Annotated in this window: 25 protein-coding genes; 14 read left to right on the plus strand and 11 right to left on the minus strand. The window is 75.1% G+C overall.

The window, feature by feature from the left end:
• Window positions 1–7 precede the first annotated feature (7 nt).
• From fliN to ACI78U_RS19705, 10 genes are all read left to right on the plus strand, one after another.
• Window positions 8–754 (plus strand): flagellar motor switch protein FliN, encoded by a 747-nt coding sequence (fliN, locus tag ACI78U_RS19660; RefSeq protein ID WP_456877107.1) that lies wholly within the window; start codon window positions 8–10, stop codon window positions 752–754.
• A gap of 5 nt (window positions 755–759) precedes the next feature.
• Entirely contained in the window at window positions 760–1,164 is a 405-nt protein-coding gene (locus tag ACI78U_RS19665; protein ID WP_456877108.1) for a FliO/MopB family protein, read from the plus strand.
• Window positions 1,164–1,961 (plus strand): flagellar type III secretion system pore protein FliP, encoded by a 798-nt coding sequence (fliP, locus tag ACI78U_RS19670; protein WP_456877077.1) that lies wholly within the window; start codon window positions 1,164–1,166, stop codon window positions 1,959–1,961. Before ACI78U_RS19665 ends, fliP begins: the two co-directional genes overlap by 1 nt.
• The gene (gene fliQ / locus ACI78U_RS19675; RefSeq protein WP_456877078.1) at window positions 1,958–2,233 is read left to right on the plus strand and encodes a flagellar biosynthesis protein FliQ; all 276 of its coding nucleotides are present in this window, start codon (window positions 1,958–1,960) and stop codon (window positions 2,231–2,233) included. The genes fliP and fliQ overlap by 4 nt, the downstream gene beginning before the upstream one ends.
• Before the next feature lie 4 nt (window positions 2,234–2,237).
• Entirely contained in the window at window positions 2,238–3,002 is a 765-nt protein-coding gene (fliR, locus tag ACI78U_RS19680; protein ID WP_456877079.1) for a flagellar biosynthetic protein FliR, read from the plus strand.
• A 6-nt stretch (window positions 3,003–3,008) separates the two neighbouring features.
• Complete coding sequence (locus ACI78U_RS19685) at window positions 3,009–4,157, plus strand: EscU/YscU/HrcU family type III secretion system export apparatus switch protein (protein ID WP_456877080.1); 1,149 nt, start codon at window positions 3,009–3,011, stop codon at window positions 4,155–4,157.
• A 156-nt stretch (window positions 4,158–4,313) separates the two neighbouring features.
• A complete protein-coding gene (gene flhA, locus ACI78U_RS19690; protein WP_456877081.1) occupies window positions 4,314–6,344 on the plus strand; it encodes a flagellar biosynthesis protein FlhA in 2,031 nt (676 codons plus the stop codon).
• The gene (locus ACI78U_RS19695) at window positions 6,325–8,895 is read left to right on the plus strand and encodes a hypothetical protein (protein WP_456877082.1); all 2,571 of its coding nucleotides are present in this window, start codon (window positions 6,325–6,327) and stop codon (window positions 8,893–8,895) included. The genes flhA and ACI78U_RS19695 overlap by 20 nt, the downstream gene beginning before the upstream one ends.
• Window positions 8,892–9,134, plus strand: coding sequence for a hypothetical protein (locus ACI78U_RS19700; protein WP_456877083.1), 243 nt, complete (start codon window positions 8,892–8,894; stop codon window positions 9,132–9,134). The genes ACI78U_RS19695 and ACI78U_RS19700 overlap by 4 nt, the downstream gene beginning before the upstream one ends.
• A 198-nt stretch (window positions 9,135–9,332) precedes the next feature.
• Window positions 9,333–10,046, plus strand: coding sequence for a hypothetical protein (locus ACI78U_RS19705; protein ID WP_456877084.1), 714 nt, complete (start codon window positions 9,333–9,335; stop codon window positions 10,044–10,046).
• A 98-nt stretch (window positions 10,047–10,144) separates the two neighbouring features.
• Here ACI78U_RS19705 and ACI78U_RS19710 read toward each other — a convergent pair whose 3' ends face one another.
• From ACI78U_RS19710 to ACI78U_RS19725, 4 genes are all read right to left on the minus strand, one after another.
• Window positions 10,145–11,440, minus strand: coding sequence for a PhoH family protein (locus ACI78U_RS19710; protein WP_456877085.1), 1,296 nt, complete (start codon window positions 11,438–11,440; stop codon window positions 10,145–10,147).
• Window positions 11,441–11,684: 244 nt separating this feature from the next.
• Window positions 11,685–11,942, minus strand: a complete 258-nt coding sequence (locus ACI78U_RS19715) for a hypothetical protein (protein ID WP_456877086.1) — start codon at window positions 11,940–11,942, stop codon at window positions 11,685–11,687.
• Between the two features lie 3 nt (window positions 11,943–11,945).
• Window positions 11,946–13,163, minus strand: coding sequence for a DUF885 domain-containing protein (locus ACI78U_RS19720; RefSeq protein WP_456877087.1), 1,218 nt, complete (start codon window positions 13,161–13,163; stop codon window positions 11,946–11,948).
• Window positions 13,164–13,176: 13 nt separating this feature from the next.
• Window positions 13,177–13,956, minus strand: coding sequence for an isoprenyl transferase (locus ACI78U_RS19725; RefSeq protein ID WP_456877088.1), 780 nt, complete (start codon window positions 13,954–13,956; stop codon window positions 13,177–13,179).
• A gap of 58 nt (window positions 13,957–14,014) precedes the next feature.
• Here ACI78U_RS19725 and trhA point away from each other — a divergent pair, with 58 nt between their 5' ends.
• The gene (trhA, locus tag ACI78U_RS19730) at window positions 14,015–14,827 is read left to right on the plus strand and encodes a PAQR family membrane homeostasis protein TrhA (RefSeq protein ID WP_456877089.1); all 813 of its coding nucleotides are present in this window, start codon (window positions 14,015–14,017) and stop codon (window positions 14,825–14,827) included.
• Between the two features lie 61 nt (window positions 14,828–14,888).
• Here trhA and ACI78U_RS19735 read toward each other — a convergent pair whose 3' ends face one another.
• Window positions 14,889–16,139: a geranylgeranyl reductase family protein gene (locus ACI78U_RS19735; RefSeq protein WP_456877090.1), complete on the minus strand. Its 1,251-nt coding sequence runs from the start codon at window positions 16,137–16,139 to the stop codon at window positions 14,889–14,891.
• Window positions 16,140–16,204: 65 nt separating this feature from the next.
• Complete coding sequence (locus tag ACI78U_RS19740; protein WP_456877091.1) at window positions 16,205–16,813, minus strand: hypothetical protein; 609 nt, start codon at window positions 16,811–16,813, stop codon at window positions 16,205–16,207.
• 296 nt (window positions 16,814–17,109) lie between these two features.
• Here ACI78U_RS19740 and ACI78U_RS19745 point away from each other — a divergent pair, with 296 nt between their 5' ends.
• A complete protein-coding gene (locus ACI78U_RS19745; protein ID WP_456877092.1) occupies window positions 17,110–17,667 on the plus strand; it encodes an AMIN-like domain-containing (lipo)protein in 558 nt (185 codons plus the stop codon).
• A gap of 23 nt (window positions 17,668–17,690) precedes the next feature.
• Here ACI78U_RS19745 and ACI78U_RS19750 read toward each other — a convergent pair whose 3' ends face one another.
• Window positions 17,691–18,026 (minus strand): hypothetical protein, encoded by a 336-nt coding sequence (locus ACI78U_RS19750; RefSeq protein ID WP_456877093.1) that lies wholly within the window; start codon window positions 18,024–18,026, stop codon window positions 17,691–17,693.
• Entirely contained in the window at window positions 18,023–18,910 is an 888-nt protein-coding gene (mca, locus tag ACI78U_RS19755; protein WP_456877094.1) for a mycothiol conjugate amidase Mca, read from the minus strand. Before mca ends, ACI78U_RS19750 begins: the two co-directional genes overlap by 4 nt.
• 218 nt (window positions 18,911–19,128) lie before the next feature.
• Between mca and greA the strand changes: the two genes are divergently transcribed.
• Together greA and ACI78U_RS19765 are read left to right on the plus strand one after the other, a co-directional pair.
• Complete coding sequence (gene greA / locus ACI78U_RS19760) at window positions 19,129–19,629, plus strand: transcription elongation factor GreA (protein WP_456877095.1); 501 nt, start codon at window positions 19,129–19,131, stop codon at window positions 19,627–19,629.
• A gap of 14 nt (window positions 19,630–19,643) precedes the next feature.
• Window positions 19,644–19,964, plus strand: coding sequence for an RNHCP domain-containing protein (locus ACI78U_RS19765; RefSeq protein ID WP_456877096.1), 321 nt, complete (start codon window positions 19,644–19,646; stop codon window positions 19,962–19,964).
• A 130-nt stretch (window positions 19,965–20,094) separates the two neighbouring features.
• Here the strand turns inward: ACI78U_RS19765 and ACI78U_RS19770 are convergent, their stop codons facing one another.
• From ACI78U_RS19770 to ACI78U_RS19780, 3 genes are all read right to left on the minus strand, one after another.
• Complete coding sequence (locus ACI78U_RS19770; RefSeq protein ID WP_456877097.1) at window positions 20,095–22,167, minus strand: M3 family metallopeptidase; 2,073 nt, start codon at window positions 22,165–22,167, stop codon at window positions 20,095–20,097.
• A 196-nt stretch (window positions 22,168–22,363) separates the two neighbouring features.
• Window positions 22,364–23,173 carry an ABC transporter permease gene (locus ACI78U_RS19775; RefSeq protein ID WP_456877098.1) on the minus strand — a complete coding sequence of 270 codons (810 nt, stop codon included), beginning with the start codon at window positions 23,171–23,173 and terminating at the stop codon, window positions 22,364–22,366.
• Window positions 23,170–24,162, minus strand: a complete 993-nt coding sequence (locus ACI78U_RS19780) for an ATP-binding cassette domain-containing protein (protein ID WP_456877099.1) — start codon at window positions 24,160–24,162, stop codon at window positions 23,170–23,172. Before ACI78U_RS19780 ends, ACI78U_RS19775 begins: the two co-directional genes overlap by 4 nt.
• Window positions 24,163–24,301 lie beyond the last annotated feature (139 nt).

The raw sequence follows: 24,301 nt of genomic DNA on the forward strand, positions 1-24,301 counted from the left end.
ACCCCGCTTGCCCCCCACGCTCTACCACACCCGGCCCGCGGCGGCAATCACCAGGGTCGTGGTGGCCGCCCCCCGCGCGGCGCCCGCCCTCGTCCCGGCCGGCGCCGAGCTCGTCGCCGGTGCGGCGGTCACCGACCCCGACGCCGTGCCCGTCCCGCCGGCCGCCGCGGCCGCGGTCAGCGCCCGACTGTCCGGTGAGGTCACCGGCGACGTCGTCCTCGTGCTCTCCGCCGAGGTGGTCGAGGCCCTGGACAACTCCCCCGTCGGCCCGATGGACGTCGCCACCGCGCTGCGCCCGGCGCTGGAGGCGGCCGCGGCCACCCTCGGCCGGGTCCGCGTGGACAGCGAGCGCACCGAGGACCCGGTGACCGCGCTCGACGGGCTGCGCGACAAGGGCATGCTCGTCGCCGTGCCGCTCGCGGCCGGCGCCGACCACGTCGCCACGCTGGCGCTGCAGGTCACCCTGCCGACGGCGCCCCGCGCCCGGCGCGGCAGCCTCGACCTGCTGCGGCACGTGGCCATGGAGGTCACCGTGGAGATCGGCCGCACCCGGATGACCGTCGGCGAGCTGCTCTCGCTGCACCCGGGCGAGGTGGTCGAGCTCGACCGCGCCGCCAGCGCCCCCGCCGACCTGCTCGTCAACGGCACGCTCATCGCCCGCGGCGAGGTCGTCGTCGTCGACGAGGACTTCGGCCTGCGGATCAGCGAGATCGTCACCGACGCCGCCGCCGAGCTCGGGCAGGATCGGCCGTGACCTGGATGGTCGTGCGACTGCTGCTGTCGCTGGCCTTCGTCGGCGGCGTGCTGTGGTTCGCCGCGCGGCTGGCCAAGAAGCGCGGCCTGGGCTCCTCCGGCGGCCTGGTCGAGGTCGTCGCCCACCAGCGCATGGGCCGCGCGAGCACGGTGAACGTGCTGCGCATCGGCGACCGGGTGCTGGTCGTCGGTGCCACCGAGCAGCAGGTCACCCTGCTCGCCGAGCTCGACGGCGAGGAGGTCGAGGCGACCCTGGCCGAGCGCGCGGTCGCCGGGAGCCCGGGACGCGTGCCGGCGCTGACCGCCGCCGCACCCGGCCGGGTCGGCGGCGCCCTCGCCGGCTCGGTGCTCGACCGCGCCGCCTGGTCCGAGCTCGTCGGCCGGCTGCGCGAGCGGACGGTCCGCCGCTGATGGGCCGCACCCGCCGCGCCGCCGTCGTCGCCGCGGCGCTGCTGGGCTGCGCCGTGGCCGGCGTGCCGCTGGCCCGGCCCGCCGCGGCGGCCCCGACCGCGCCCACGCCCCCGACGGCGCCCGCCGTCCCCGCCGTCGACGGCGGCGTGGACATCTCGGTGGGCAACGGCAGCCCCAGCACGTCGATCACGCTGATCCTGGCGGTCACGATCCTGTCGGTCGCGCCGTCGGTGCTGCTGCTCGCGACGTCGTTCACCAAGATCGCGATCGTCCTGTCGCTGACCCGCAACGCGCTGGGCCTGCAGCAGTCCCCGCCCAACTCGGTGCTCACCGGGATCGCGCTGTTCCTGACCCTGTTCGTGATGGGGCCGGTCTTCTCCGACGTCAACGAGGTCGCCGTCCAGCCCTACATGGACGGGGCGATCACGGTCTCGCAGGCCTACGACGCCGGCGTCGTGCCGCTGCGGGAGTTCCTGCTCGGCAACACCCGCGACGACGAGCTGCAGCTCATGGTGGGCCTGTCCGGCGAGGAGCAGCCCGAGGACCCGGCCGCGGTCAGCATGACCACCCTGGTGCCGGCGTTCGTCCTCTCCGAGCTCAAGAGCGCCTTCATCATCGGGATCGTCGTGTTCATCCCGTTCCTGGTGCTGGACATGCTCGTGAGCGCCGCGCTCATGGCGATGGGCATGATGATGGTCCCGCCGTCGGTCGTGTCGCTGCCGTTCAAGCTGCTGCTGTTCGTCGTGGTCGACGGGTGGGCGCTGATCACCACCGCGCTCGTGGGCAGCTACACGTGAGCGACGCCGACGTCACCGACATCGCGGTGCAGACGATGACCGTGGGCGCCAAGGTGGCCGCCCCGGTCCTGCTCACCGCGCTGCTGGTCGGGTTCCTCATCTCGCTGTTCCAGGCCGCGACCCAGATCCAGGAACCGACCCTGTCGTTCGTTCCGAAGATCATCGCGGTGTCCGTCGCGCTGCTGGTCACGGGCAACTGGGTGCTCGCCGAGATGGTGAGCTTCACCGAGCACCTGTTCGACCAGCTGCCGCGACTGCTCGGGCGGACCTGACCGGATGGACCTCGAGGTCCCGGCGGTCACCCTCGCGGCCCTGCTGCTCGCCACCGCCCGGGCGGCCGGGTTCGTCCTGCTCGCCCCACCGTTCAACACCCGCACGATCCCGGCGCCGGTCAAGGGGGCGCTGGCCCTGGCGCTGTCGGTCGCGCTGGTCGACCGCGTGGCGCCCGGCCTGCCCGAGCCCAGCGCCGGCTTCCTCGTCGTCACCGCCGTCAGCGAGGTCGCCATCGGCGCGGCCCTCGGCTTCGTCGTCCAGCTGTTCTTCACCGCGGTGCAGCTCGCCGGGGAGCTCATCGACGTCACCGGCGGCTTCACCCTGCAGCCGGCCTACGACCCGCTGGCCATGACGATGAACTCGGTCATGGGCAAGCTGCACTCGCTGCTGGCCACGACGCTGCTGTTCACCAGCGGCGGGCACCTGCTGCTGGTGCGCGGCTTCGCCACCTCCTACGAGGGGCTGCCGGTGACCGGCGGGTACCCCGCCGACTCGATCGGCGAGGTGGTGCTGACCGCTTTCTCGATGATGTTCCTGGCCGCGCTGCAGATCGCCGGGCCGATGGTGGCGGTGCTGCTGCTCGCCGACGTCGCGCTCGCCCTGCTCTCCCGGGCCGCGCCGGCGCTCAACATCTTCGCCATCGGCTTCCCCGTGAAGATCATGCTGACCCTGGCGCTGCTGGGCCTCACCTTCCCGCTGCTGCCCTCGGCCCTCGACGCGCTGCTCGAGCAGGCCACCCGCGCCGTCGTCGGCCTGCGGAGCGGGTGAGCCCCGGTGGCCAAGGACGGACCGGGCGGCGAGAAGACCGAGAAGCCCACTCCCAAGCGCCTGAAGGAGGCGCGCAAGGAGGGGCAGATCCCGCGCACCCAGGAGCTGGGCACCTGGGCGGGGGTCGCGGTGGCCAGCGCCCTGTTGCCGATGCTGGTGGGCAACACCTTCGACGAGGTGGGCCGGCTGTTCGTGCAGGTCGGGACGGTCATCGAGCACCCGGAGGTGTCGCGGGTCGACCCCCTGCTGGGGCAGGCGCTGTCGGCCTTCCTCGCGACCGTGCTGCCGGTCGCGCTGGCGCTGCTGCTGACCGGGGTGCTGGCCTCCGCGGCGCAGGGCGGGGTGGCGCTGGCGACGAAGGGCATGAAGCCGACGCTGAAGAAGCTCAACCCCTTCCCGGGGATCAAGCGGATGTTCGGCACCCACGGTCTCTGGGAGGCGACCAAGGCGGTCATCAAGACGATCGCGCTGGGGGTGGTCGTGGTCACCACCAGCGACCGGGCCCAGGAGCTGGTCTCGGCGTCGGGCGCGCTGCCGCTGTCGGCGGTCACCTCGGCCGTGGCCGACTCCGCCGTGCTGATGTTCCGGGTCGTGGCGGTCACCGGCCTGGTCATCGCGATCGCCGACTACGTCGTCGTCCGGGTGCAGACGATGAAGAAGCTGCGGATGACGAAGTACGAGATCGAGCAGGAGCACAAGAACTCCGAGGGCGACCCGCACGTCAAGGGCCACCGGCGGTCGATGCAGCTGGCGATGTCGCGCAACCGGATGATGGCCGAGGTCGCCGAGGCCGACGTCCTGCTGGTCAACCCCACGCACGTGGCCGTGGCGCTGAGGTACGAGCCCGAGCGCGGCGCCCCCCGCGTGGTGGCCAAGGGCGCCGACGAGGTGGCCGCCCGGCTGCGCGAGCGGGCCGCCGAGGCGCGGGTGCCGATGGTGCAGGACGTGCCGCTGGCCCGGGCGCTGCACGCCTCCTGCGAGCTCGGCCAGGAGGTGCCGCCGCAGCTGTTCACCGCCGTCGCCCGGGTGCTCGCCTTCGTCATGCAGCTGGGCGCGCGCGGCGTGCGCGGCGGGTTCCACCGTCCCGGGTTCGAGGCCCCCGACGTCACCGGGCTGCCGCGGGCCGGCCGCCGGAGGGCCCCGATCGCCTCCTGACCCGACCTCCCAGGCATTGGAAGCTCTCCGCACGTCTCGGCGGTCCAGACGTGCGGATGGCTTCCGATGCCCGGCGGCGGTGGGACGGCTGTGACGCGTGGGCCGAACGCGGTGGGCCGGAACCGGGGGGCTGCCGATGGAGGGTCCGTGCGAGGGATGACCAGGGCCGCGGTGCCGATCGGCGTCGTCGCCATCGTCCTGATGCTGGTCGTGCCGCTGCCGGCGGCGCTGCTGGACCTGCTGCTGGGGTTCAACATCACCGCCGCGCTGCTGATCCTGCTGGTGTCGATGCAGATCAAGCGGCCGCTGGACTTCGCCGTCTTCCCGTCGCTGATCCTCATCGCGACGCTGTTCCGGCTGGCGCTCAACGTCTCGTCGACCCGGCTGGTGCTCAGCGACGGCTACGCGGGCAAGGTCATCGAGGCCTTCGGGCACTTCGTCATCGGCGGTTCGCTGGTGGTCGGCCTGGTGATCTTCGTGATCCTCACGATCATCCAGTTCGTCGTGATCACCAACGGCGCCGGCCGCGTGGCCGAGGTCGGCGCGCGCTTCACCCTCGACGCGATGCCCGGCAAGCAGATGGCCATCGACGCCGACCTCAACGCCGGCCTGATCAACGAGGAGCAGGCCCGCAAGCGGCGCTCGGAGGTCACCAGCGAGGCCGACTTCTACGGCTCGATGGACGGCGCCTCGAAGTTCGTCAAGGGCGACGCGATCGCGGCCATCATCATCACGCTGATCAACCTGGTCGGTGGCTTCGCGGTCGGCGTCGTCCAGAAGAACATGGCGCCGGGCGAGGCGGTCGCCACCTACTCGCTGCTGACCGTCGGCGACGGCCTGGTCTCGCAGATCCCCGCGCTGCTGCTGTCCACCGCGACCGGCATCATCGTCACCCGCTCGGCCTCCGACGGGGACATGGGCAGCGACCTGCTCGGCCAGCTCGGCCGGTTCCGGCAGCCGGTCCGCATCAGCGGCGGCGCCGCGCTGGCCCTGTGCCTGATCCCGGGCCTGCCGAAGCTGCCGTTCCTGCTCATCGGTGGGGCCTTCCTGCTCATGGCCGCCCGGATGCAGGAGGCGCCGGACGGGGACGAGACGGCGCCGGCCACCGCCGAGGACGACGAGCCGCGGCCGGACTCCCCCGAGGCGATCGCCGAGCGGATGCGGGTCGACCCGCTCGAGCTCGAGGTGGCCTTCGACCTCGTCGACCTCGTCGACACCGCCCGCGGCGGCGACCTGCTCGACCGCGTGAAGGCGCTGCGGCGGAAGGTCGCGATGGAGACCGGGCTGGTCATCCCGCTGGTCCGCACCCGCGACAACCTCGACCTGCCGGCGTCGCAGTACGTCATCTGGCTCAACGGCGTCCCCGCGGCCAAGGGCATCTCCCCCGCCGGCACCGTGCTCGCCATCGGCGACGCCCTCGACGGGCTGCCCGGCCGGCCGACCCGCGAGCCGGTGTTCGGCCTGCCCGCCAAGTGGGTGCCCGCCGAGCTGCAGCGGCAGGCGGAGATGGCCGGCGCGACCGTCGTCGACCGCTCCTCGGTCATCACCACGCACCTCGCCGAGGTCGTCCGCCAGCACTCCGCCGACCTGCTCGGCCGCGAGGACGTCCGGCTGCTGGTCGAGATGGTCCGCCGCACCCACCCGGTCGTCGTCGAGGAGCTCACCCCGGCGCTGCTCACCCTCGGCGAGATCCAGCGGGTGCTGCACGCGCTGCTCACCGAGAACGTCTCCATCCGCGACCTGGTGCGCATCTTCGAGGCGCTGTCGCTGCGGGCGAAGACCTCGACCGACCTCGACGGCCTGGTCGAGGCGGTGCGCTCGTCGCTGGGCGCGGCGATCAGCCACCCCTACGTCACCCCCGACGAGCGGCTGCACGTGATCACCCTCGAGCCGTCCTTCGAGCAGCGGCTGCTCGAGGCGGTCCGGCACAGCGACGGCGGCCAGGTCCTGGCGCTGGACGCCGGCTCGGTCGACGCGCTGGTCACCGGGTGCACCGGGCTGCTCGAGGGCGCCGAGGACCACGGCCTGTCGCCGGTCCTGGTCTGCTCGCCCCAGGTCCGCGCGGCGCTGTCCCGCCTGGTCCGCCAGGTCCTGCCCCGGCTGCCGGTGATCTCCTACACGGAGGTCTCCCGGACGGCCCAGATCGAGTCCCTGGGAGTGGTGAGCGGTGCCGTTGCCATCCGTTGAGGCGCCCACGCCCGAGGCCGCGGTCGCCGCGGCGCGGGAGCGCTACGGCAACGCCGTCCGGATCGTCGGCGTGCGCCGCATCCGCTCCGGCGGGGTGCTCGGCTTCTTCGCCACCGAGCGGTTCGTCGCCGAGGTGGAGGAGCCCGAGCCCGCCCGCCGCGCCCCCGCCTCGAAGTCGGAGTCGGCCCGCCGGATCGAGGCCGCGCTCAGCCGCGACCCCGGCCCGCTGGCCGACACCGGCGCCTTCCTGCGCGCCACCGAGCTGCACCGCTCCCGGCCGGCGGCCGCCCGGCCGACCACCCGGCCGGCGGCCCGGCCCGCCGCGCTGCCCGACCCGGTGGACGAGCTGGCCGGCCTGCTCGGGTCCGGCGCCGCCGACCCGGACGTCGACCTCTACTCCCGGACGTCGGTCGCCGCGGCCCGGACGCCGGCCTCCGGCGCGACCGCCTTCCGCCCGGCGGCCGCGGTGCCGCGCCGTCCGGCGGCCGCGACCGCTGCAGCTCCCCGCCGGGCGCCCCGGACCGCGGTGCGCCCGCCGGCGACGCCGGCCGAGCCCGCCGGCCCCTCGCTGTTCACCGCCGCGCTCGCGCAGGTCGCGGCCGGCGACCGCGAGGTCCGCGAGGCCGTCGACGACGCGGTGCGCGCCGCGGCCGCCTCCTCCGCGGCCGAGGCGCTGCGGGCGCTGACCGAGGCCGCGACGGCGTCCGCGCCGGTCGAGCCGGCTCCCGCTGCGCCGGTGCCTCCGGTCGCCGAGGAGCCCGCCGCCCGGTCGGTGCTGCGCACGCCCACGCCGGCACCGGCCGCCCCGGCGATGCCGCTGGCTGCCGCCCTGGCCGCCGCGATGGCCGCGCCCCCGCCCGTCCCGGCCCCGGTCGCCGCGGAGCCGGAGGTCGTCGTCGACGAGTTCCCCGCCGAGGAGCCGGCCGCCGAGGAGCCGGTCGCCGAGGACGCCGCCGAGCGGCCGGTCCCGGACGTGGACATGTGGGCCGAGCCGGCGGCCCCCGTGGCACGCCCGGCGGCCGCGCCCGCACCGGAGCCGGTCGCCGCTGCCGAGGAGCCCGCGGCCGAGGTCGGGGAGCTCCCCCCGGCGGACGGCGACGAGGCCTCCCTGCTCGACGAGCTGCTGGGCGACCCCGAGGCCGTGACCGCGCCGGCGCAGGAGCCCCCCGCAGAGGACGAGGACGCGGCCGACGAGTTCACCACCGACGTGCTGCCGGCCGTCGTCGTCGAGCCCATCGAGGTGCCGGCCCCGCAGCCGGTCCCCGCCGCCTGGAGCGACCCGGACCCCACCGGGCCGGCCACCGGCCGCGAGGAGGCCATCGCCGAGGTGCTGCGCGCCGCCCTCGCGCACGACACCCCCGACGACGCGCTCACCGACATCCTCCGCGGCGTCCTCGCCAGCGCGTCGACGCAGGGCGGCGTGCACCGCGGCCGCCCGCCCGTGCCGGCCACCGCCCGGCGCATGGACCAGGAGCCGGAGTGGGTCGAGGCGTCGGCGGAGAGCGACGAGTGGGAGGTCGCGGAGGCCGCGGAGGCCGGCTCCGAGCTGGTCGCGCTGGCCCCGACTGCCAGCGACCCGGCACCGGTGCTGCACGACGCCACCGCCGTCCTGCCGCCGCTCTCCCTCCTCCCGCCCGGGCCCGGGACCGCGCTCGCCGTGCCGCCGCTGCTGTCGCGCCCGCCGGTGCCGCCGCGGCGGCTGCCGCCGGTGCCCGGACGGGCCGTCGCGCAGGTGACCGCTCCCCCGCGGCCCACCGGGCTGGCCACGGTCACCCGCCTGCCCGTCGACACGCGCGCGGGCCGCGTCGTCGTCCCCTCGGTGCGCGAGCGCGCCGTGGCCGGCTCCGGCCGCGGACTGGTCGACCCGCGGATGGTCGAGGCGGCCGGCGTCGTGGCCCGGCTGCGGGCGCTCGGCGTGCCCGCGGACCTGCTCGGCGGCACGTTCGCGGCCGACGTCGCCGCGAGCGGCACCTACGCCGGGCTGACCCGCGCGCTGCGTTCCCTCCCGGCCGCCCCGGCGGCCCCGGCAGGTGCCGGTGAGGTGCTGCTCGTGGTCGGCCCGGGCGTGGAGACCCTGGCGGCCGCACGGTCGCTGTCGGTCTCGATGCGGCTCGACCCCGACCGGCTGCAGTGGGCCACCCGCGGCGACCTCGCCGCGCTCGCGCCCGAGAGCAGCCGGATCACCTCGGTCGACACCGCGCTGGAGCGCAAGCAGGAGGCCGCGCGGGCCGGCACGCCGACCGTCGTCGCGGTCGACGCGCCCGTGCGCGCCGGGGGCCGCACCTGGCTCGAGCAGGTCATGGCGATCTTCTCGCCGGTGGCCGTGTGGGCCGTGGTGGAGGCGACCCGCAAGGCCGAGGACGTCGGTCCGTGGCTGGACGGGCTGCCGCGCGTCGACGCGCTCGTCGTCCAGGACACCGACCTCACCGCCGACCCCGCCGCCGTGCTCGGGCGCACCACCGCGCCGGTGGCCCTCGTCGACGGCGTCCGCGCGACCGCGCACCGCTGGGCGTCGCTGCTGTGCGAGCGGCTGGAGACCGCTGAGTCATGAGTCCGCTGCGCTGGGACGTCCTCGCGGTGGGGCTCGTGCTGGCCCTGCCGGTGCTCGCGCTCGGCGTGCGCGGCGACTTCTCGGCCGACGAGGTCGCCGCCCGGCTGCCCTGGTGCCTGCTGGCCGGCTGGGGCGCGGTGGCGCTGCTGCGGTACGCCGCGACGCCGCCCCGCTCTCGCCCGACACGGCGCAGCACCGCGCCCGCGCCCGAGGCGGAGGAGCCGCCCCCGACGGCCTGACCCCGCTCCTGCGGTGTCGCACACGCTCCTGCGGTGTTGCGGCACCGCAGGAGCACGAGCGGCACCGCAGGAGCACAGGCTGGGACGTCGTCCACAGATCCGCTCCGCGCACGTCGCCCAGGCCGGCGACCGACGGCAGGGCTGTCGCGGCACCGCGCGCTCGTCCTGGCGACGGCACCTGCGCTCCGGGACGGCAGCGTGGTCAGCCACGCCTCGGCCGCCGTGCTCCACGGCCTGCCGCTGTGGCGGGTCGACACCAGCCGGGTACACGTGACCAGACGGCCGCCTGCCGCCGGGAGCGGCAGCGCTCGGGTCCACCTCCACGTCGCACGCCTACCCGACGACGAGACGACCCTCGTCGACGGCGTCCTCCTGACCGGCCTGGCGCGGACGGTCGTGGACCTGGCGCGCTCGGTGTCCCTCGAGTCCGCGGTCGTCACCGCCGACGCCGCGTTGGCCGCTGGAGGCATGACGCGGGGCGACCTGACCGCGTGTCTGCACCGGATGGGCCCGGTGCCCGGGTCGCGCCGCGCCGCCCGGGTCGTCGCGTTCGCCGACGGACGCAGCGAGAGCGTCGGCGAGAGCCGCAGCCGGGTGCTGCTCCACCGGCTCGGGCTCCCCTCGCCCGACCTGCAGGTGCGGCTCCTCCGGCCCGACCGATCGGTGGTGGGCCGGTGTGACTTCGGTTGGCACGCACACCGGACCGTCGGGGAGTTCGACGGGCGAGTGGAGTACCGGGCGGACGAGGGACGGGACCCCGGCGACATCGTGTTCCGCGAGAAGCTGCGCGAGGACGAGATCCGCGACTCGGGCTGGGAGGTCGCTCGCTGGACGTGGGCCGACCTGGATGCGCCGACCGTGGTCGACCGACGCATCCGCCGGGCGTTCACCCGGGCCGGACGGCCGTTCTGACCGGGCTCTTGCGGTGCCGCCCCTGTCCTGCGGTGGTGCAGGACCGCAGGAGAGCCGGGGACACCGCAAGAGCCCGGCCAGAGGGACCGGGCGAGCGGTCAGAGCGGGAGGTCCTCCAGCATCTCGGTGACCAGCGCGGCGATCGGCGAGCGCTCCGAGCGGGTCAGCGTGACGTGGGCGAACAGCGGGTGCCCCTTGAGCTGCTCGACCACCGCGGCCACGCCGTCGTGCCGGCCGACCCGCAGGTTGTCCCGCTGGGCGACGTCGTGGGTGAGCACCACCCGCGAGCCGCTGCCCAGCCGGGACAGCACCGTCAGCAGCACGCCGCGCTCGAGCGACTGCGCCTCGTCGACGATCACGAACGAGTCGTGCAGCGACCGGCCGCGGATGTGGGTCAGCGGCAGCACCTCGATCAGCTCCCGCGAGGCGATCTCGTCGAGCACGTCCCGGGAGACCAGCGCGCCGAGGGTGTCGTAGACCGCCTGCGCCCAGGGCGACATCTTCTCGCCCTCGCTGCCGGGCAGGTACCCGAGCTCCTGCCCGCCGACGGCGTACAGCGGCCGGAACACGACGACCCTCTTGTGCGCCCGCCGCTCCATCACCGACTCCAGGCCCGCGCACAGCGCGAGCGCCGACTTGCCCGTACCCGCCCGCCCGCCGAGCGACACGATGCCGATCTCCGGGTCGAGCAGCAGGTCCAGCGCGACCCGCTGCTCGGCCGAGCGCCCGTGCAGTCCGAACGCCTCGCGGTCGCCGCGGACCAGCCGCACCTGCTTGTCCGGCGTCACCCGGCCCAGCGCCGAGCCGCGCGAGGACAGCAGCACCAGCCCGGTGTGCGCCGGGAGCTCCGCGGCCGCGGGCACGTACACCTCGCCGCTGTCGTAGAGCGCCGACATCTCGGCGTCGTCGAGCGGCACCTCGGCCATGCCGGTCCAGCCGGCGTCGACGGCGTCGAGCGCCCGGTACTCGTCGGTGTCCAGCCCGACGGCAGCGGCCTTGACCCGCAGCGGCACGTCCTTGGTGATGAGGCATACGTCGCGGCCCTCGGCGCGCAGGTTCAGCGCGACGACCATGATCCGGCTGTCGTTGCTGTCGTTGCGGAAGCCGGCGGGGAGCACCGCCGCGTCGCTGTGGTTGAGCTCGACGTGCAGCGTGCCGCCGTCCTCCCCCACCGGGACCGGCGCGTCGAGCCGGCCGTGCGCGACGCGCAGGTCGTCGAGGAGGCGCAGCGCCTGGCGCGCGAACCAGCCGAGCTCGGGGTGGTGCCGCTTGTCCTCGAGCTCCCCGATGACGACCAGCGGGAGCACCACGTCGGCGTCGCCGAAGCGCAGCAGCGCACGGGGGTCGGACAGCAGGACGGAGGTGTCGAGGACGTACGTGCGGCGAGTGGTCACGAGTCGTCTCCCCTGGGGCGCGGGCTGCACCCCTTCTCGAAGGTGGCCGGGTCCCGGCGCAGGGGCCGGGAACCGGCCCCCCTGGTCGACGAGGACGTCTGCACCAACCGGGCCTCCCGTGGACTCCGGGGCGGGCCCGTCGTCCACCCCGGACGCTAGAGCGGGGAGGTGACAGTCACATGACGAGCAGGCGGCGTGTCCTCCGTCGGGGGGACCCAGCCGCCCCAACCACCCCACCAGCGGGTCAGCTCCAGTGCGACTCCGGCGGCCTGGGCAGCGGCCGCGAGGCCGGCAGCTCCCAGGTCTCCGGCGCAGGGGGTGGCACGCCCCTCCCCCGCCGCGGCCGGGCCGCCACGACCGCCCACAGCACCGGCACCAGCAGCACCGGCCACTGCACGCGCAGGTCGCCGATCCAGAGCAGGCCGGCCAGCAGCAGCGCGAACAGCCAGCCCGCCGTCCACAGTCCCAGCGCGCGGGCCTCCCGGGGGTCGCGGCGCGGCACGGCTCAGGCGGCCGACAGCTCGGCGGTGACGGCGGCGGGGGTCAGCGGCTCGTCGAGCAGGCGCACGAAGCGGCCGGCGACGTCCTGGTCGGCGGGGCGGGCGCCCAGCCAGCGGCGCAGCAGGTCGTAGCCCTCCACGTAGGTGGTGATGTAGGCCCGCCAGAGGGGGTGGGTGAGGAAGCGCAGCTGCTGGCGCGCGCGCTCGGCGCTGACCAGCGACCAGCGCTGGATGTAGCCGGCCACCTCGTCGGCGTCGGCGCCCCGGTCGTGCAGCAGCACGGCGGCGTCCTGGCGCACCCGGTTCAGCGGCGCGGTGGCCGCGGCGATCCGCTCGGCGAGGTGCCCGTCGAAGCGCAGGCCCAGGTCGCCGAGGACCTCCGCCGACCACGGTCCCCAGCCCGCGCCGACGGCGGCGTCGACGCCGAGGTCGGCCAGCCCCTCGGCCATGAGGCACTCGGGGGTGTTGACCAGGAAGACGGTGTGCTCGAGGTGGCCGGCGCGCTCGACCAGCCCGCGCTCCTTGCGGCAGTGCTCGGTGTGGTGGCCGGGGTAGGACTCGTGGGCCACCAGGTGGACCAGCTGGCTGAGCCGGTGCGGCAGGTCGGCGTTGATCGCCACGCGGGAGCGGTAGTCGCCCTCGTAGTAGTTGAAGCCCGACCACGGCTTGTCGGTGACCACCTCGTAGCGCACCGTCTCGACCTCGGGCAGCCCGTACCGGCCGCGCACCCGGTCGCGCAGCGCGCTCGACAGCGCGTGCACCGCCGCCTCCAGCCGCTGCGGCGGGCACTCCTCGCGCCGCCGGTGGGCGGCGTAGCGCTCGGCCAGGGTCCCGTCGCCGGGCAGCAGCGCGTCGAGCTCGGCGTGCGCGGCGGCGTAGTCGGCGGGGTCGCCGAGGGTGAGGTCGACCTGGAAGTAGCTGCGGACCTCGTCGAGGAAGGCCACCGGCTCGCCGCTCATCTTCCGGGCGGTGCACTCCAGCCCGGTGAGCTGGCCGCGGAGGAAGTCGGCGCAGTCGGCGGGGAGCCCCGCGGCGTCGAGTTCGCGCAGCAGCGCCCGGGCCTGGTCGCGCAGCGCCTGGGGCGTGGGCGCGGGCTCGGCCTCGACCTGCGCGCGGATCCGCTTCTCACCGGTGTAGGCGTCGACGAACCCGGACTCCAGGCGGTCGAACCGCAGTCCCAGCTTCACGTACTCGAGGGGGACGTCGACCGCGCCGGGTGCCATGGGCGCCAGTCTCTCAGCCCCCGAACCGGCGGTGCCGCGCAGCGTAGGCGCGCAGCGCCCGCAGCAGGTCGACGCGGCGGAAGTCGGGCCAGTAGACGTCGGTGAAGTAGAACTCCGAGTGCGCCGTCTGCCAGAGCAGGAACCCCGAGAGCCGCTGCTCGCCGCTGGTGCGGATGACCAGGTCGGGGTCGGGCTGGCCGCGGGTGTAGAGGTGCTCGGCGATGTGCTCGACGTCGAGCACCTCGACCAGCTCGTCGAGCGAGGTCCCCCGGCTGGCGTGCTCGGCCAGCAGCGAGCGGACGGCGTCGGCGATCTCCCGCCGTCCCCCGTACCCGACGGCGAGGTTGACGTGGGCACCCGGGCGGCCGCGGGTGACCTCCTCGGCCTGCTTCAGCACGGCCACGGTCTCGGCCGGCAGCAGCTCGAGCGCGCCGACCGGCCGCAGCTGCCAGCGACGGTCGGGCGCGGAGAGGTCCTCGGCGACGCCCTCGATGATCCGCAGCAGCGGGGTGAGTTCCGGCTCGGGCCGGGACAGGTTGTCGGTGGAGAGCAGGAAGAGGGTGACCACCTCGACGCCGGCCTCGTCGCACCAGCCCAGGAACGAGGCGATCCGGTCGGCGCCACGGCGGTGCCCGGCGTTGGGGTCGAGCAGTCCGGTGGCCCGGGCCCAGCGGCGGTTGCCGTCGATGATCGCGCCGACGTGGCGGGGGACGTCGACCCCGACCAGCTGGCGCGCCAGCCGGCGTTCGTACACCTGCGTCAGGACATCGCGGACCCACTGACGCGCCCCCACGGGTCCACCCTAGAAGGGCCCCGGTGCGCCGGCACCTACGCCTCCGTAACCTCGGGGCATGACCGGCGCGCCCGACGATCTCGACCCCGTCCGGGTACAGGCCGACGCCGCCGAGATCGAGGCCCCGCGCGGCGTCGCGGTCGGCACCGTCGTCGCGGAGGGCGAGCGGGTCGAGCGGACCTGGACCGCCGAGGACTTCGCCGACTCCGACTGGGAGCACCCCGACACCCGCCCGCGGATGCGCGGCTGGCTGCACCTGTTCGCCTTCTTCGGCGCGATCGTCGCCGGCGCCGTCCTCATCCCGCTGAGCTCGGTCCTGGGGGCGCGGTCGGGCTTCTCCGTCGCCGTCTACTGCGCCACCATCTGCGGTCTGTTCGGCATCAGCGCGCTCTACCACCGCCGCCGCTGGTCACCGCGCGGCTGGAAGGTCATGAAGCGGCTCGACCACTCGATGATCTTCCTGTTCATCGCCGGCACGTACACGCCGTTCTCCCTGCTCGCCGTCGACCAGCCGCTGGGGTACTGGGTCCTCGCCGGCGTCTGGGCCGGGGCGCTGGCAGGGGTCTGCCTCAAGCTGACCTGGCCGACGGCGCCGCGCTGGGTCGGCGTGCCGCTCTACGTCGGCCTGGGCTGGGTGGCCGTGTTCGTCCTGACCGACATCCTGCACATCGCCGGCGTGACCTCGCTGGTTCTGCTCGCGGTCGGCGGGGTGCTCTACACGCTGGGCGGAGTGGCCTACGCGGTGAAGTGGCCCAACCCGGTGCCCGGCGTCTTCGGCTACCACGAGGTCTTCCACGCGGCGACCATCGTGGCCGCGGTCTGCCACTACATCGCCGTCTACTTCGCGATGTACAACTCGCCCTTCGTCTGACGAAGGACCTTCCTCCCCCCACCGCTCGCAGACTCGCGGCGGGCCCCTGCGGGGAGGCCGATCAGAGGAACAGCGGGCGCTCGTCGAAACGGCGGGACACCCGGCCGGCCAGGCGCCAGGCCCGGGCGACGGCGTCGCGGTCGGCATCGGTGACCAGGTTGCCCATCACCCGCAGGGCCACCGTCATCAGCGCCCGCGACCGCATGCCCACCGGGCCGGCCGCGGGCAGCAGGCGCGGCAGGGTGAGCAGCCCGGCCAGCCGGCGGGCGATCGAGAACGCCTCGCCGTAGTGCCGGCGCAGCGTGGCCGGCCACGCCGCCGACCAGTCCCGCTCGCCGAGCATCCCGGCCAGCGTCCGGCCGGTCTCCAGGCCGTAGTCGATGCCCTCGCCGTTGAGCGGGTTGACGCAGCCGGCCGCGTCCCCGACCAGCGCCCAGTTGCGCCCGGCGACGCCGGACACCGCCCCGCCCATCGGCAGCAGCGCCGAGGCCGGCGCGCGCACCGGGCCCTCGAGCCGCCAGTCCTCGCGGCGGGCGGCGGCGTAGACCTCCAGCAGGGCCTTGAGCTGCACCCCGGCCGGACGGCGGGCGGTGGCCAGCGTGCCGACGCCGATGTTCACCTGCCCGGCGGCCTCGCCCAGCGGGAAGACCCAGCCGTAGCCCGACAGCAGCGCCCCGTCGGCGTCGCGCAGCTCCAGGTGCGAGGAGATCCACTCGTCGTCGCTGCGCCCGGAGGTCGCGTACCCGCGGGCGGCCACGCCGTAGGCGGTGTCGCGGTGCCACTGCCGGCCGAGCCGGCGGCCCAGCGGCGACCGGGCGCCGTCGGCCACGACCAGCCGCTCGCAGCGCACGGTCGAGCGCTCCCTGCCGACGTCGAACACCACGCCGGTGACCCGGTCCCCGTCGCGCTCGACGTCGACGGCGCGCGCGCCCTCCAGCGGCGTGGCACCGGCCTGCGTCGCGCAGGCCCGGATGCGGTCGTCGAGCTCGGTGCGCGGCACCGCGCTGCCGTGGTCGGGGAAGGCCCCGCCCGGCCAGGGCAGCTCCCACACCTGCCCGAAGCCGGCGGCGCGCAGCCCGCGGTTGCGCGCCCGCCCGCGCGCCCAGTCGCCGAGGCCGAGCAGGTCCAGCTCGGCGACCGCGCGCGGGGTCAGCCCGTCGCCGCAGGCCTTGTCGCGGGGGAAGACCGCGGCGTCGGCGAGCAGCACGTCGTGCCCCTCGCGCGCCGCCCAGGCGGCCGCGGCCGAGCCGGCCGGCCCGGCCCCCACCACGAGGACGTCGGTCGAGGCGGGGACGGCGGCAGCTGCTGGCACGCCTCCCAGTGTCCCTGCTCGCGAGCGGTGCCCACCCGGACAGGCCGGTGAGCGTGCGCAGCGGTCTACGGCTGCGGCCCGCGGGCGCGGACCTCCTCCACCGAGGCCATGGCGTCGCGCAGCTCGGTCAGCCAGGCGTCGGCGTGCTGGCCGACCAGCCGCACCGCCCAGACCAGCGCCTCCGAGCGGGAGCGGGCGACGCCGGCGTCGACGAGCGTGTCGAGCACCAGGCGCTCGGGCTGGCGCAGCCGGGTCATCACCGGCACGGAGGCGTTGGTGAACACCTCGCGGACGTCGCCGCACGCGGCGCCCCAGGCCACCGAGCGGCCGTAGCGCGCCTGGGCGGCGTCGGCGATCGCCATGCGCTGCTCCCGGGTGTCCTCGCGGAAGCGGGCGATCCGCCCGGCGCGGGCGGCGGCGGGGTCGCCCTCACCGGCGTCGGGCTCGGCCAGCGACCCGACGACGGTGATCTCGTCGCGGTCGACGGTGATCTCGACCGGCCCGGTGAACCAGCCGTCGGGCAGCCGGCCGGCGAACCACCCGGCCACCTCGGCCCGGTCGACCGGGGGCGCGCCCTCGGCCCCGCGGCCACGGCCGCCGGGCCCGCGGCCACGGAACCCGGGAGCGCCCATGCGGGCGAAGGGGGAATCGGCGAAGCGGTGGTGTCCGTGCACGACGGCCTCCCTGAGTACGTCCTGATTACGCGCTTACACCGTAACGCCTAAGGGGCCACAACGGCAGTCGTCGCGCTACGCCGAGAGCGGACCGCGACGGCGCGTCATGCCGCGGTGACCCTGGCGTCAAGTGCTGTGTCGTGTCGCGCTTAGGCCTTGCGTCTTGGTCACATCGTGCCAATGAACAGCCGTTCAGATCGACATTCACGGGCACGTCCGGCCATGGCGCCGACGGTCGTGTCGGCGGACTCTCACCTCGTCCGCACCACCCATCCCCCTGACCCCGGGAGCCCGTCATGAGCACCACCCGCACCCGCGCCGCCGTCGTCCTGGTCGCTGCAGCGGCCGCCGTGACCGGCAGCGTCCTGCCCGCCTCCGCCGCGCCGGGCTGCAGCACGACCTGGGGCTCGCTGCCCGAGGCCGTCTCCGACGACGGCGGCGGCACCCTCGACGACGTCCGCGCCGGCCGGCACGCCTGCTACGACCGGCTGGTGCTCGACCTCGACGGGATCGACGCGTCCGCGGTGTCCTACGACGTGCGCTACGTGAGCCAGGTCGTGCAGGACGGCTCGGGCACCCCCGTCCCGCTGCGCGGCAACGCCGACCTGCAGGTGGTCGTGCACACGCCCGCGTACACCTCGCGCGGCACCGCCACCTACGCGCCGGCGAACCCCGCCGAGGCCGTGGGCGTGACCGGCTACAGCACCTTCCGCCAGGTTGCCTGGGCGCGGTCGTTCGAGGGGTCGAGCACCGTCGGCCTGGGCGTCCGCGCGCGGCTGCCGTTCCGGACGTTCGTCCTCGACGGCCCCGGGGACGGCTCCCGCCTGGTCGTCGACGTGGCCCACACCTGGTGAGCCCCGGGGCGGGCCCGCCGGCGTCAGCGTGCCGGCGGGTCCGTCCGCCCGTCGCCGTCCCGGGGTCCCTCGATGGCCCGCGGGGCCCGGCGGAGCGTGTCGAGCAGGTCCTGACCGGGCTGCCGGGGCTCGACCAGGTCGGCCGGGGTGTCGGGGACGACGACCCGCGGGGCGTCGGGCTCGTCGAAGCTGCGCGGCAGCCGCTTGAGGTGCCGGCTCATCGACTTGACCAGCAGCACGGTCGCGACGAGCAGCACGAGGACGAGGAACGCCCCCAGCGGGCCGGACTTGCCGACGTCCTCGGGCAGCTGCTGCTCGGCGGCGGTCACGGCGACGGAGACCGTGGCGAGTGTGCTCACGGGACCCTCACCTCGCTGCGGATGCCGGCGAACAGGTCGTCCTCGGGGCGGGTCGAGTCCACCAGGGAACGGGCGAGCTCGTAGTCCTCGGTGGGCCAGACCCGCTGCTGGACGTCCATCGGGCAGGCGAACCAGCGGCCGGTGGGGTCGATCTGGGTGGCGTGCGCGATGAGCGCGGCGTCGCGGACCGGGAAGTACTCGGCGCAGGGCACCCGGGTGGTGACCCGGTGGGACATGTCCCGCTCGGGGTCCCAGCCGGCCAGCCACTCGGCGTAGGGCGACTCGGCGCCGGTCTCGAGCATCGCCTCGTGCAGCGCCCGCATCCGGGTCAGCGTGAAGCCCATGTGGTAGTAGAGCTTGCTGGGCTGCCAGGGCTCGCCGAGATCGGGGTAGCGGTCCGGGTCGCCGGCCGCCTCGAACGCGAGCACCGAGACGTCGTGGGTCTTGATGTGGTCGGGGTGCGGGTAGCCGCCCCGCTCGTCGTAGGTGAGCACGACCTGCGGGCGGAACCGCCGGATCAGCTCGACCAGCGGCGCCGCGGCCTCCTCGGTGGGCACCAGCGCGAAGCAGCCCTCGGGCAGCGGCGGCAGCGGGTCGCCCTCGGGGAGGCCGGAGTCGACGAAGCCGAGGAACTCCTGCCGGACGCCGAGGATCTCCCGGGCGCGGGCCATCTCCTCGACGCGCAGCTGCGGCAGGCGCTCCCAGATCTCCGGACGGTCCAGCGCCGGGTTGAGCACGGAGCCGCGCTCGCCACCGGTGCACGTCGCCACCAGCACCTCGACGCCCTCGGCGACGTACTTCGCCATGGTCGCCGCGCCCTTGCTCGACTCGTCGTCGGGGTGGGCGTGCACGGCGAGCAGGCGCAACGGGTCTGCTTCGGTCACCCGACCAGTGTCCCCCGGCGCGGGGAGAGCCCGCCCCGTCCCGGCGGCCCGGACGGGTGGATGTGCTGCTCCTCACGTCCGGCGTGGGTAACCTGCTCCCTCCCCGCCGGGGCGCTCGCGTCCCTGCAGGGGCCCTCCGGCCGGTGTTAGCTTGGCCGGATCGACGTCGACCCGTCTCCCGGCCGGGAGGCGGCTCCCGAGCTGCAGGAGTACCCCGCGTGACCACCCCCACCGAGAACGAGCAGGGCATCTGGCTGACCCAGGAGGCCCACGACCGGCTGAAGGCCGAGCTCGACCAGTTGGTGGCCGGCCGTCCCGCCATGGCAGCCGAGATCAACGCCCGACGCGAGGAGGGCGACCTCAAGGAGAACGGCGGCTACCACGCCGCCAAGGAGGAGCAGGGCAAGCAGGAGGGCCGGATCCGCCAGCTGACCGACCTGCTGCGCAAGGCCCGCGTCGGCGAGCCCCCCACGACCGCGACCTCCGCCGAGCTCGGCACCGTGATCACCATCCGGTTCCAGGGCGACGACGAGACCGAGAAGTTCCTCCTCGGCTCCCGCGAGATCGCCGGCACCACCGACCTCGCCGTCTACTCGCCGGAGTCGGCCATGGGCTCGGCGATCCTCGGCGCTGAGCCGGGCACGTCGGTCACCTACCAGGCGCCCAACGGCCGCGACATCACCGTCGAGGTCGTCGCCGTCGAGCCGTTCGTCCCCTGACCCGGCACCGCGTCGTGGCCCGCTCCCGGCGGGCGGAGAACACCGGCTTCGTCTGCGTGCACTGCGCCGCCGACGTCCCCGCGAACACCGACGGGCACTACCGCAACCACTGCCCGGTGTGCCTGTGGTCGCTGCACGTCGACGAGCTGCCCGGCGACCGGGCCAGCGACTGCCGGCAGCCGATGGAGCCGATCGGCCTGGTGGAGAAGTCGGGCAAGGGCTGGCAGGTGGTGCACCGCTGCACGGCGTGCGGCCACCACCAGCCCAACCGGCTCGTGCGCGACGGCAACGCCCCCGACGACCTGGACCTGGTGCTGTCCCTGCCCTGGCTGTAGAGGCCGTCGGCCTACCGGACACCGCGGCCACGTCGGTGGCGCGTCCTCCCTCGCCGCAGCGCGTCCTACCTCACGTCCCACCGTGCGGGAGGACGCGCCACGATCAGGTCACCTGATCGTCGCGGGCCCGTCAGGCGAGGCCGCGGCGGCGCAGCAGCGGGCCGGGGTCGGCGTCGCGGCCGCGGACCGCGCGGAAGGCCTCCAGCGGGTCCACCGACCCGCCGCGGGACAGCAGGCGCTCCCGGAAGACGTCGCCGTTCTCCCGCCGCAGCCCGCCGTTCTCCCGGAACCACTCCACCGTGTCGGCGTCGAGGACCTCCGACCAGATGTAGGAGTAGTAGCCGGCCGCGTAGCCCCCGGCGAAGACGTGCTGGAAGTACGTCGTCCGGTAGCGCGGCGGCACCAGGTCGAAGGCGACGCCGGCCTGCTCCAGGGCGCGCCGCTCGAACTCCGCGGGATCGCCGACCTCGGTCTCCGGCGTGATCCGGTGCCAGGCCTGGTCGAGCAGCGTGGCGGCCAGGTACTCCAGCGTCGCGAACCCCTCGCCCCACAGCCGGGCGGCGTCGATCGCCTCCACGACGGCGGCCGGCAGCGGCTCCCCGGTGTCGACGTGCCGCGCGTAGTGCGCCAGCACCTCGGGCCACAGCGCCCACATCTCGTTGACCTGGCTGGGGAACTCGACGAAGTCCCGGGGCACCGCGGTGCCGGCGAAGCGCGGGTAGGTCACCGCCGAGCTCAGCCCGTGCAGCGCGTGGCCGAACTCGTGGAACAGCGTGTCGACCTCGTCCAGGGTCAGCAGCGTCGGCCGCCCCTCGGGCGCGGGCGCCACGTTGAGGTCGTTGACCACGACCGGCCGGGTGCCCAGCAGGCGGGACTGGGTGACGAAGGAGCTCATCCACGCCCCGCCGCGCTTGCCCTCGCGGGCGAGGAAGTCGCCGAGGTAGAGGCCGACCGGCTCGCCGTCGGGGCGGGTGACCTCCCAGACCCGCACGTCGGGGTGGTAGCCGGCGAGGTCGGGACGCGGGGTGAAACGCAGGCCGTAGAGCAGCTCCGCGGCCCGGAAGACGCCGTCGACGAGCACCCGGTCCAGCTCGAACCAGGGTCGCAGCGCCGCCCGGTCGACCGAGTACCGCTCGGCCCGCACGCGCTCGCTGTAGAACGCCCAGTCCCAGGGCGCGAGCTCCTCGACGCCGTCCCGGGCGGCGACCTCGGCCAGCGTCCGCGCCTCGGCCCGCGCGTTGGCCACCGAGGGGCCGACCATCGAGCCGAGCATCGCGTCGACGGCGGCGGTGCTGCCCGCCGTCTGGTCGGCCAGCACCAGGTCGGCGTGGGTGGCGAAGCCGAGCAGGCGGGCGCGCTCGGCCCGCAGCCGGGCGATCCGGGCGGCCACCGGGCCGTTGTCGTGCTCCCCGGACGACGCCCGGCCCACCGACGCCTCGAACACCCGGCGGCGCAGCGCGCGGTCGCGCAGCTTGGCCAGCACCGGCTGGCCGGTGGGCAGGAGCAGCGGCAGCACGTACCCGTCGAGGTCGCGGTCGGCCGCGGCCCGGGCCGCCGCGGCGACCTCCTCCTCGGACAGCCCGTCGAGCTCGGCGGCGTCGGCCACCCGGACGGCGGCGGCCTCGGTGGCCAGCTGCAGGTTCTGCCCGAACTGCGTGGACAGCTCCGACAGCTCGCGGTTGAGCTCGGAGAGCCGGGCGCGGCCGGCGTCGTCGAGGCGGGCCCCGGCCAGCACCCGGTCGAGGTGGTGCCGCTCGACCAGCCGCACCGCCTCGGCGTCCAGACCGGAGTCGGAGCGCGCCTCGTGGACGGCGTCGACCCGGGCGAACAGCGCCGGGTCCAGGCGCAGTGCGTCGGCGTGCGCGGCCTGCAGCGGGGCGAGCTCCCGCTCGATCTCCCGCAGCCGCGGGGTCGACACCGACGACGCCAGGTTGGCGAACACCGCGCCGGCCCGCCGCAGCAGGGCGCCGGAGCGCTCGAGCGCCACGACGGTGTTCTCGAAGTCGGGCGGCTCGGCCGACCCGGTGATCGCCGTGATCTCCGCCCGCTGCTCGGCCATCCCGGCCAGCACCGCCTCGCGGCAGTGCTCCACCGTGACGTCGGCGAACGGCGGCAGCCGGTACGGCAGTGGCGACTCGGTCAGCAGCGGGTTGCCGGAGGCGACGGCGGAGGTGGGCACGGCGGGGGCGGGCTCGGCGCTCATCGCCGCCAGTGTCACTGCGGTCCTGCCGGACCGCACCGCGGCCAGGTGCCCAGAAGGACCCCCTTCTCCCCACCCCTCGCAGGCTCGGGGCGGGGCCCGGAAGGGGGCCTCCTGCCGCGGAGCCCCACCCGCCGCTCCTCGCGGAGGCCTCCGGCCCCCACTCCTCCTGGCGACGGGCCGAGCCCGTGGCCCTCACTCAGCGACCGGCGGCCCGCTTGTAGAGGCGGGCCGACAGCGGCACGAACACCGCGAGGATCAGCGCGGTCCACAGCAGCGTGTAGAGCACCGGGTTCTGCAGTGACCACGCCTCGGGCTCCGGGTAGCCGGGCGGCACGTTGCCGAACAGCTCCCGCGCGGCGAGGGTGACCGTCGAGACCGGGTTCCACTCGGCGAAGGTGCGCAGCACCGCCGGGAAGGTCTCCAGCGGCACGAAGGTGTTCGCGATGAACGTCAGCGGGAAGATCACGATGAAGCTGGCGTTGTTGACCACCTCCGGCGTGCGGACCAGGAGCCCGACCACCGCCATCAGCCAGGAGACCGCGTAGGCGAAGACCAGCAGCACGAGGAACCCGCCCACCGCCTCGCCGAAGGACGAGTTGATCCGCCAGCCGACCAGCAGGCCGGTCACCGCCATCACCGCGATGGAGATGACGTTGAGCCCGGCGTCGGCGACGGTGCGCCCGACCAGCACCGCCGCGCGGGACATCGGCAGCGACCGGAACCGGTCGATCAGCCCCTTCTGCAGGTCCTCGGCGATGCTCACGCCGGTGACGGTGGAGCCGAACACGACCGTCTGCGCGAAGATGCCCGGCAGCAGGAACTCGGCGTAGCTGATGCCCGGCGGCAGGCCGCCGATCGCGCCGCCGAACACGTAGCGGAACAGCACCACGAACATGATCGGCGACAGCGTCGCGAACACGATCAGGTCGGGCACCCGCTTGACCTTGATCAGGTTCCGCTTGGTGATGACGACGCTGTCGGACAGCGTCGCGGACAGCGAGCTCATCGCACACCTCCGGCGGGGACCGGCTGGGCCGCCGCGTCGTCGGCGCCGTCCTCGGCCGCGTGGCCGGTGAGGCTGAGGAACACGTCGTCGATGTCGGGCCGGCGCAGCCCGACGTCGAGGACCTCCACGGAGCTGCCGGCCAGCAGCCGCAGCGCCTCGGCGAGGTCGTCGGTGCCGCCGCGCACCGGCACGCTCAGCCGGCGGGTCTGCTCGTCGCGCTGCGGCTCCCCGGAGGCCAGCGGCGCCAGCAGCCGGGCGGCCTCCTCCAGGTGCTCGGCGCGACCCGCGGTCAGCTCCAGCCGCTGGCCGCCGACCTGCGCCTTGAGCTCGTCGGCCGTGCCGCGCGCGATGACCCGGCCCCGGTCGATGACCACCATCCGCTCGGCCAGCCGGTCGGCCTCCTCGAGGTACTGGGTGGTGAGCAGGACCGTCGTGCCGCCGCCGGCCAGGTCGGCGATGAACTCCCACATCGCCAGCCGGCTGCGCGGGTCGAGCCCGGTGGTGGGCTCGTCGAGGAACAGCACCCGCGGCCGGGCGATGAGCGAGGCGGCGATGTCCAGCCGCCGGCGCATGCCGCCGGAGTAGGTCTTCGCCGGCCGGTTGGCCGCGTCGGTGAGGTCGAAGCGCTCGAGCAGCTCCCCGGCCCGGGCGCGCGACTCGCGCTTGCCGAGCCGGTAGACCCGGCCGACCATCTCCAGGTTCTCGAACCCGGTCAGGTACTCGTCGACCGCGGCGTACTGCCCGGTCAGCCCGATGACCGAGCGCACGCTGTCCGGGTCGCGCACGACGTCGACGCCGGCCACCTCGGCGCGCCCGCCGTCGGGCTGCAGCAGCGTGGAGAGGATGCGGACGACGGTGGTCTTGCCCGCGCCGTTGGGGCCCAGCAGGCCGAGGACGCTGCCCTCGGGGATGGTGAGGTCCACCCCGGCCAGGGCCGTGGTGGACCCGAACCTCTTCTGCAGTCCCTCGACGAGGATCGCGTCGCTCATGCCGGCGGAACCACGTGTGAGCGCCGACACTTCCCGAGCCCTGTCCGCCCCGCGCGAACGCCTGGTCGCCTGTTGTCCGTCTCCACGGCACCTCTCCGTCCCCGGTGGGCCCGGCGGCCCCCGGGGGACAGACGCCGCG

This window comes from Geodermatophilus sp. SYSU D00710 (genome assembly GCF_054050195.1).

What these genes read in the sequence shown, in the direction of transcription:
- ACI78U_RS19745 (WP_456877092.1), top strand. Translation starts at nt 17,110, where the DNA reads ATGAGCACCACCCGCACCCGCGCCGCCGTCGTCCTGGTCGCTGCAGCG.
- trhA (WP_456877089.1), top strand. Translation starts at nt 14,015, where the DNA reads ATGACCGGCGCGCCCGACGATCTCGACCCCGTCCGGGTACAGGCCGAC.
- ACI78U_RS19700 (WP_456877083.1), top strand. Translation starts at nt 8,892, where the DNA reads ATGAGTCCGCTGCGCTGGGACGTCCTCGCGGTGGGGCTCGTGCTGGCC.
- fliP (WP_456877077.1), top strand. Translation starts at nt 1,164, where the DNA reads ATGGGCCGCACCCGCCGCGCCGCCGTCGTCGCCGCGGCGCTGCTGGGC.
- ACI78U_RS19770 (WP_456877097.1), bottom strand. Translation starts at nt 22,167, where the DNA reads ATGAGCGCCGAGCCCGCCCCCGCCGTGCCCACCTCCGCCGTCGCCTCC.
- flhA (WP_456877081.1), top strand. Translation starts at nt 4,314, where the DNA reads ATGACCAGGGCCGCGGTGCCGATCGGCGTCGTCGCCATCGTCCTGATG.
- fliR (WP_456877079.1), top strand. Translation starts at nt 2,238, where the DNA reads ATGGACCTCGAGGTCCCGGCGGTCACCCTCGCGGCCCTGCTGCTCGCC.
- ACI78U_RS19665 (WP_456877108.1), top strand. Translation starts at nt 760, where the DNA reads ATGGTCGTGCGACTGCTGCTGTCGCTGGCCTTCGTCGGCGGCGTGCTG.
- ACI78U_RS19775 (WP_456877098.1), bottom strand. Translation starts at nt 23,173, where the DNA reads ATGAGCTCGCTGTCCGCGACGCTGTCCGACAGCGTCGTCATCACCAAG.
- ACI78U_RS19780 (WP_456877099.1), bottom strand. Translation starts at nt 24,162, where the DNA reads ATGAGCGACGCGATCCTCGTCGAGGGACTGCAGAAGAGGTTCGGGTCC.
- ACI78U_RS19720 (WP_456877087.1), bottom strand. Translation starts at nt 13,163, where the DNA reads ATGGCACCCGGCGCGGTCGACGTCCCCCTCGAGTACGTGAAGCTGGGA.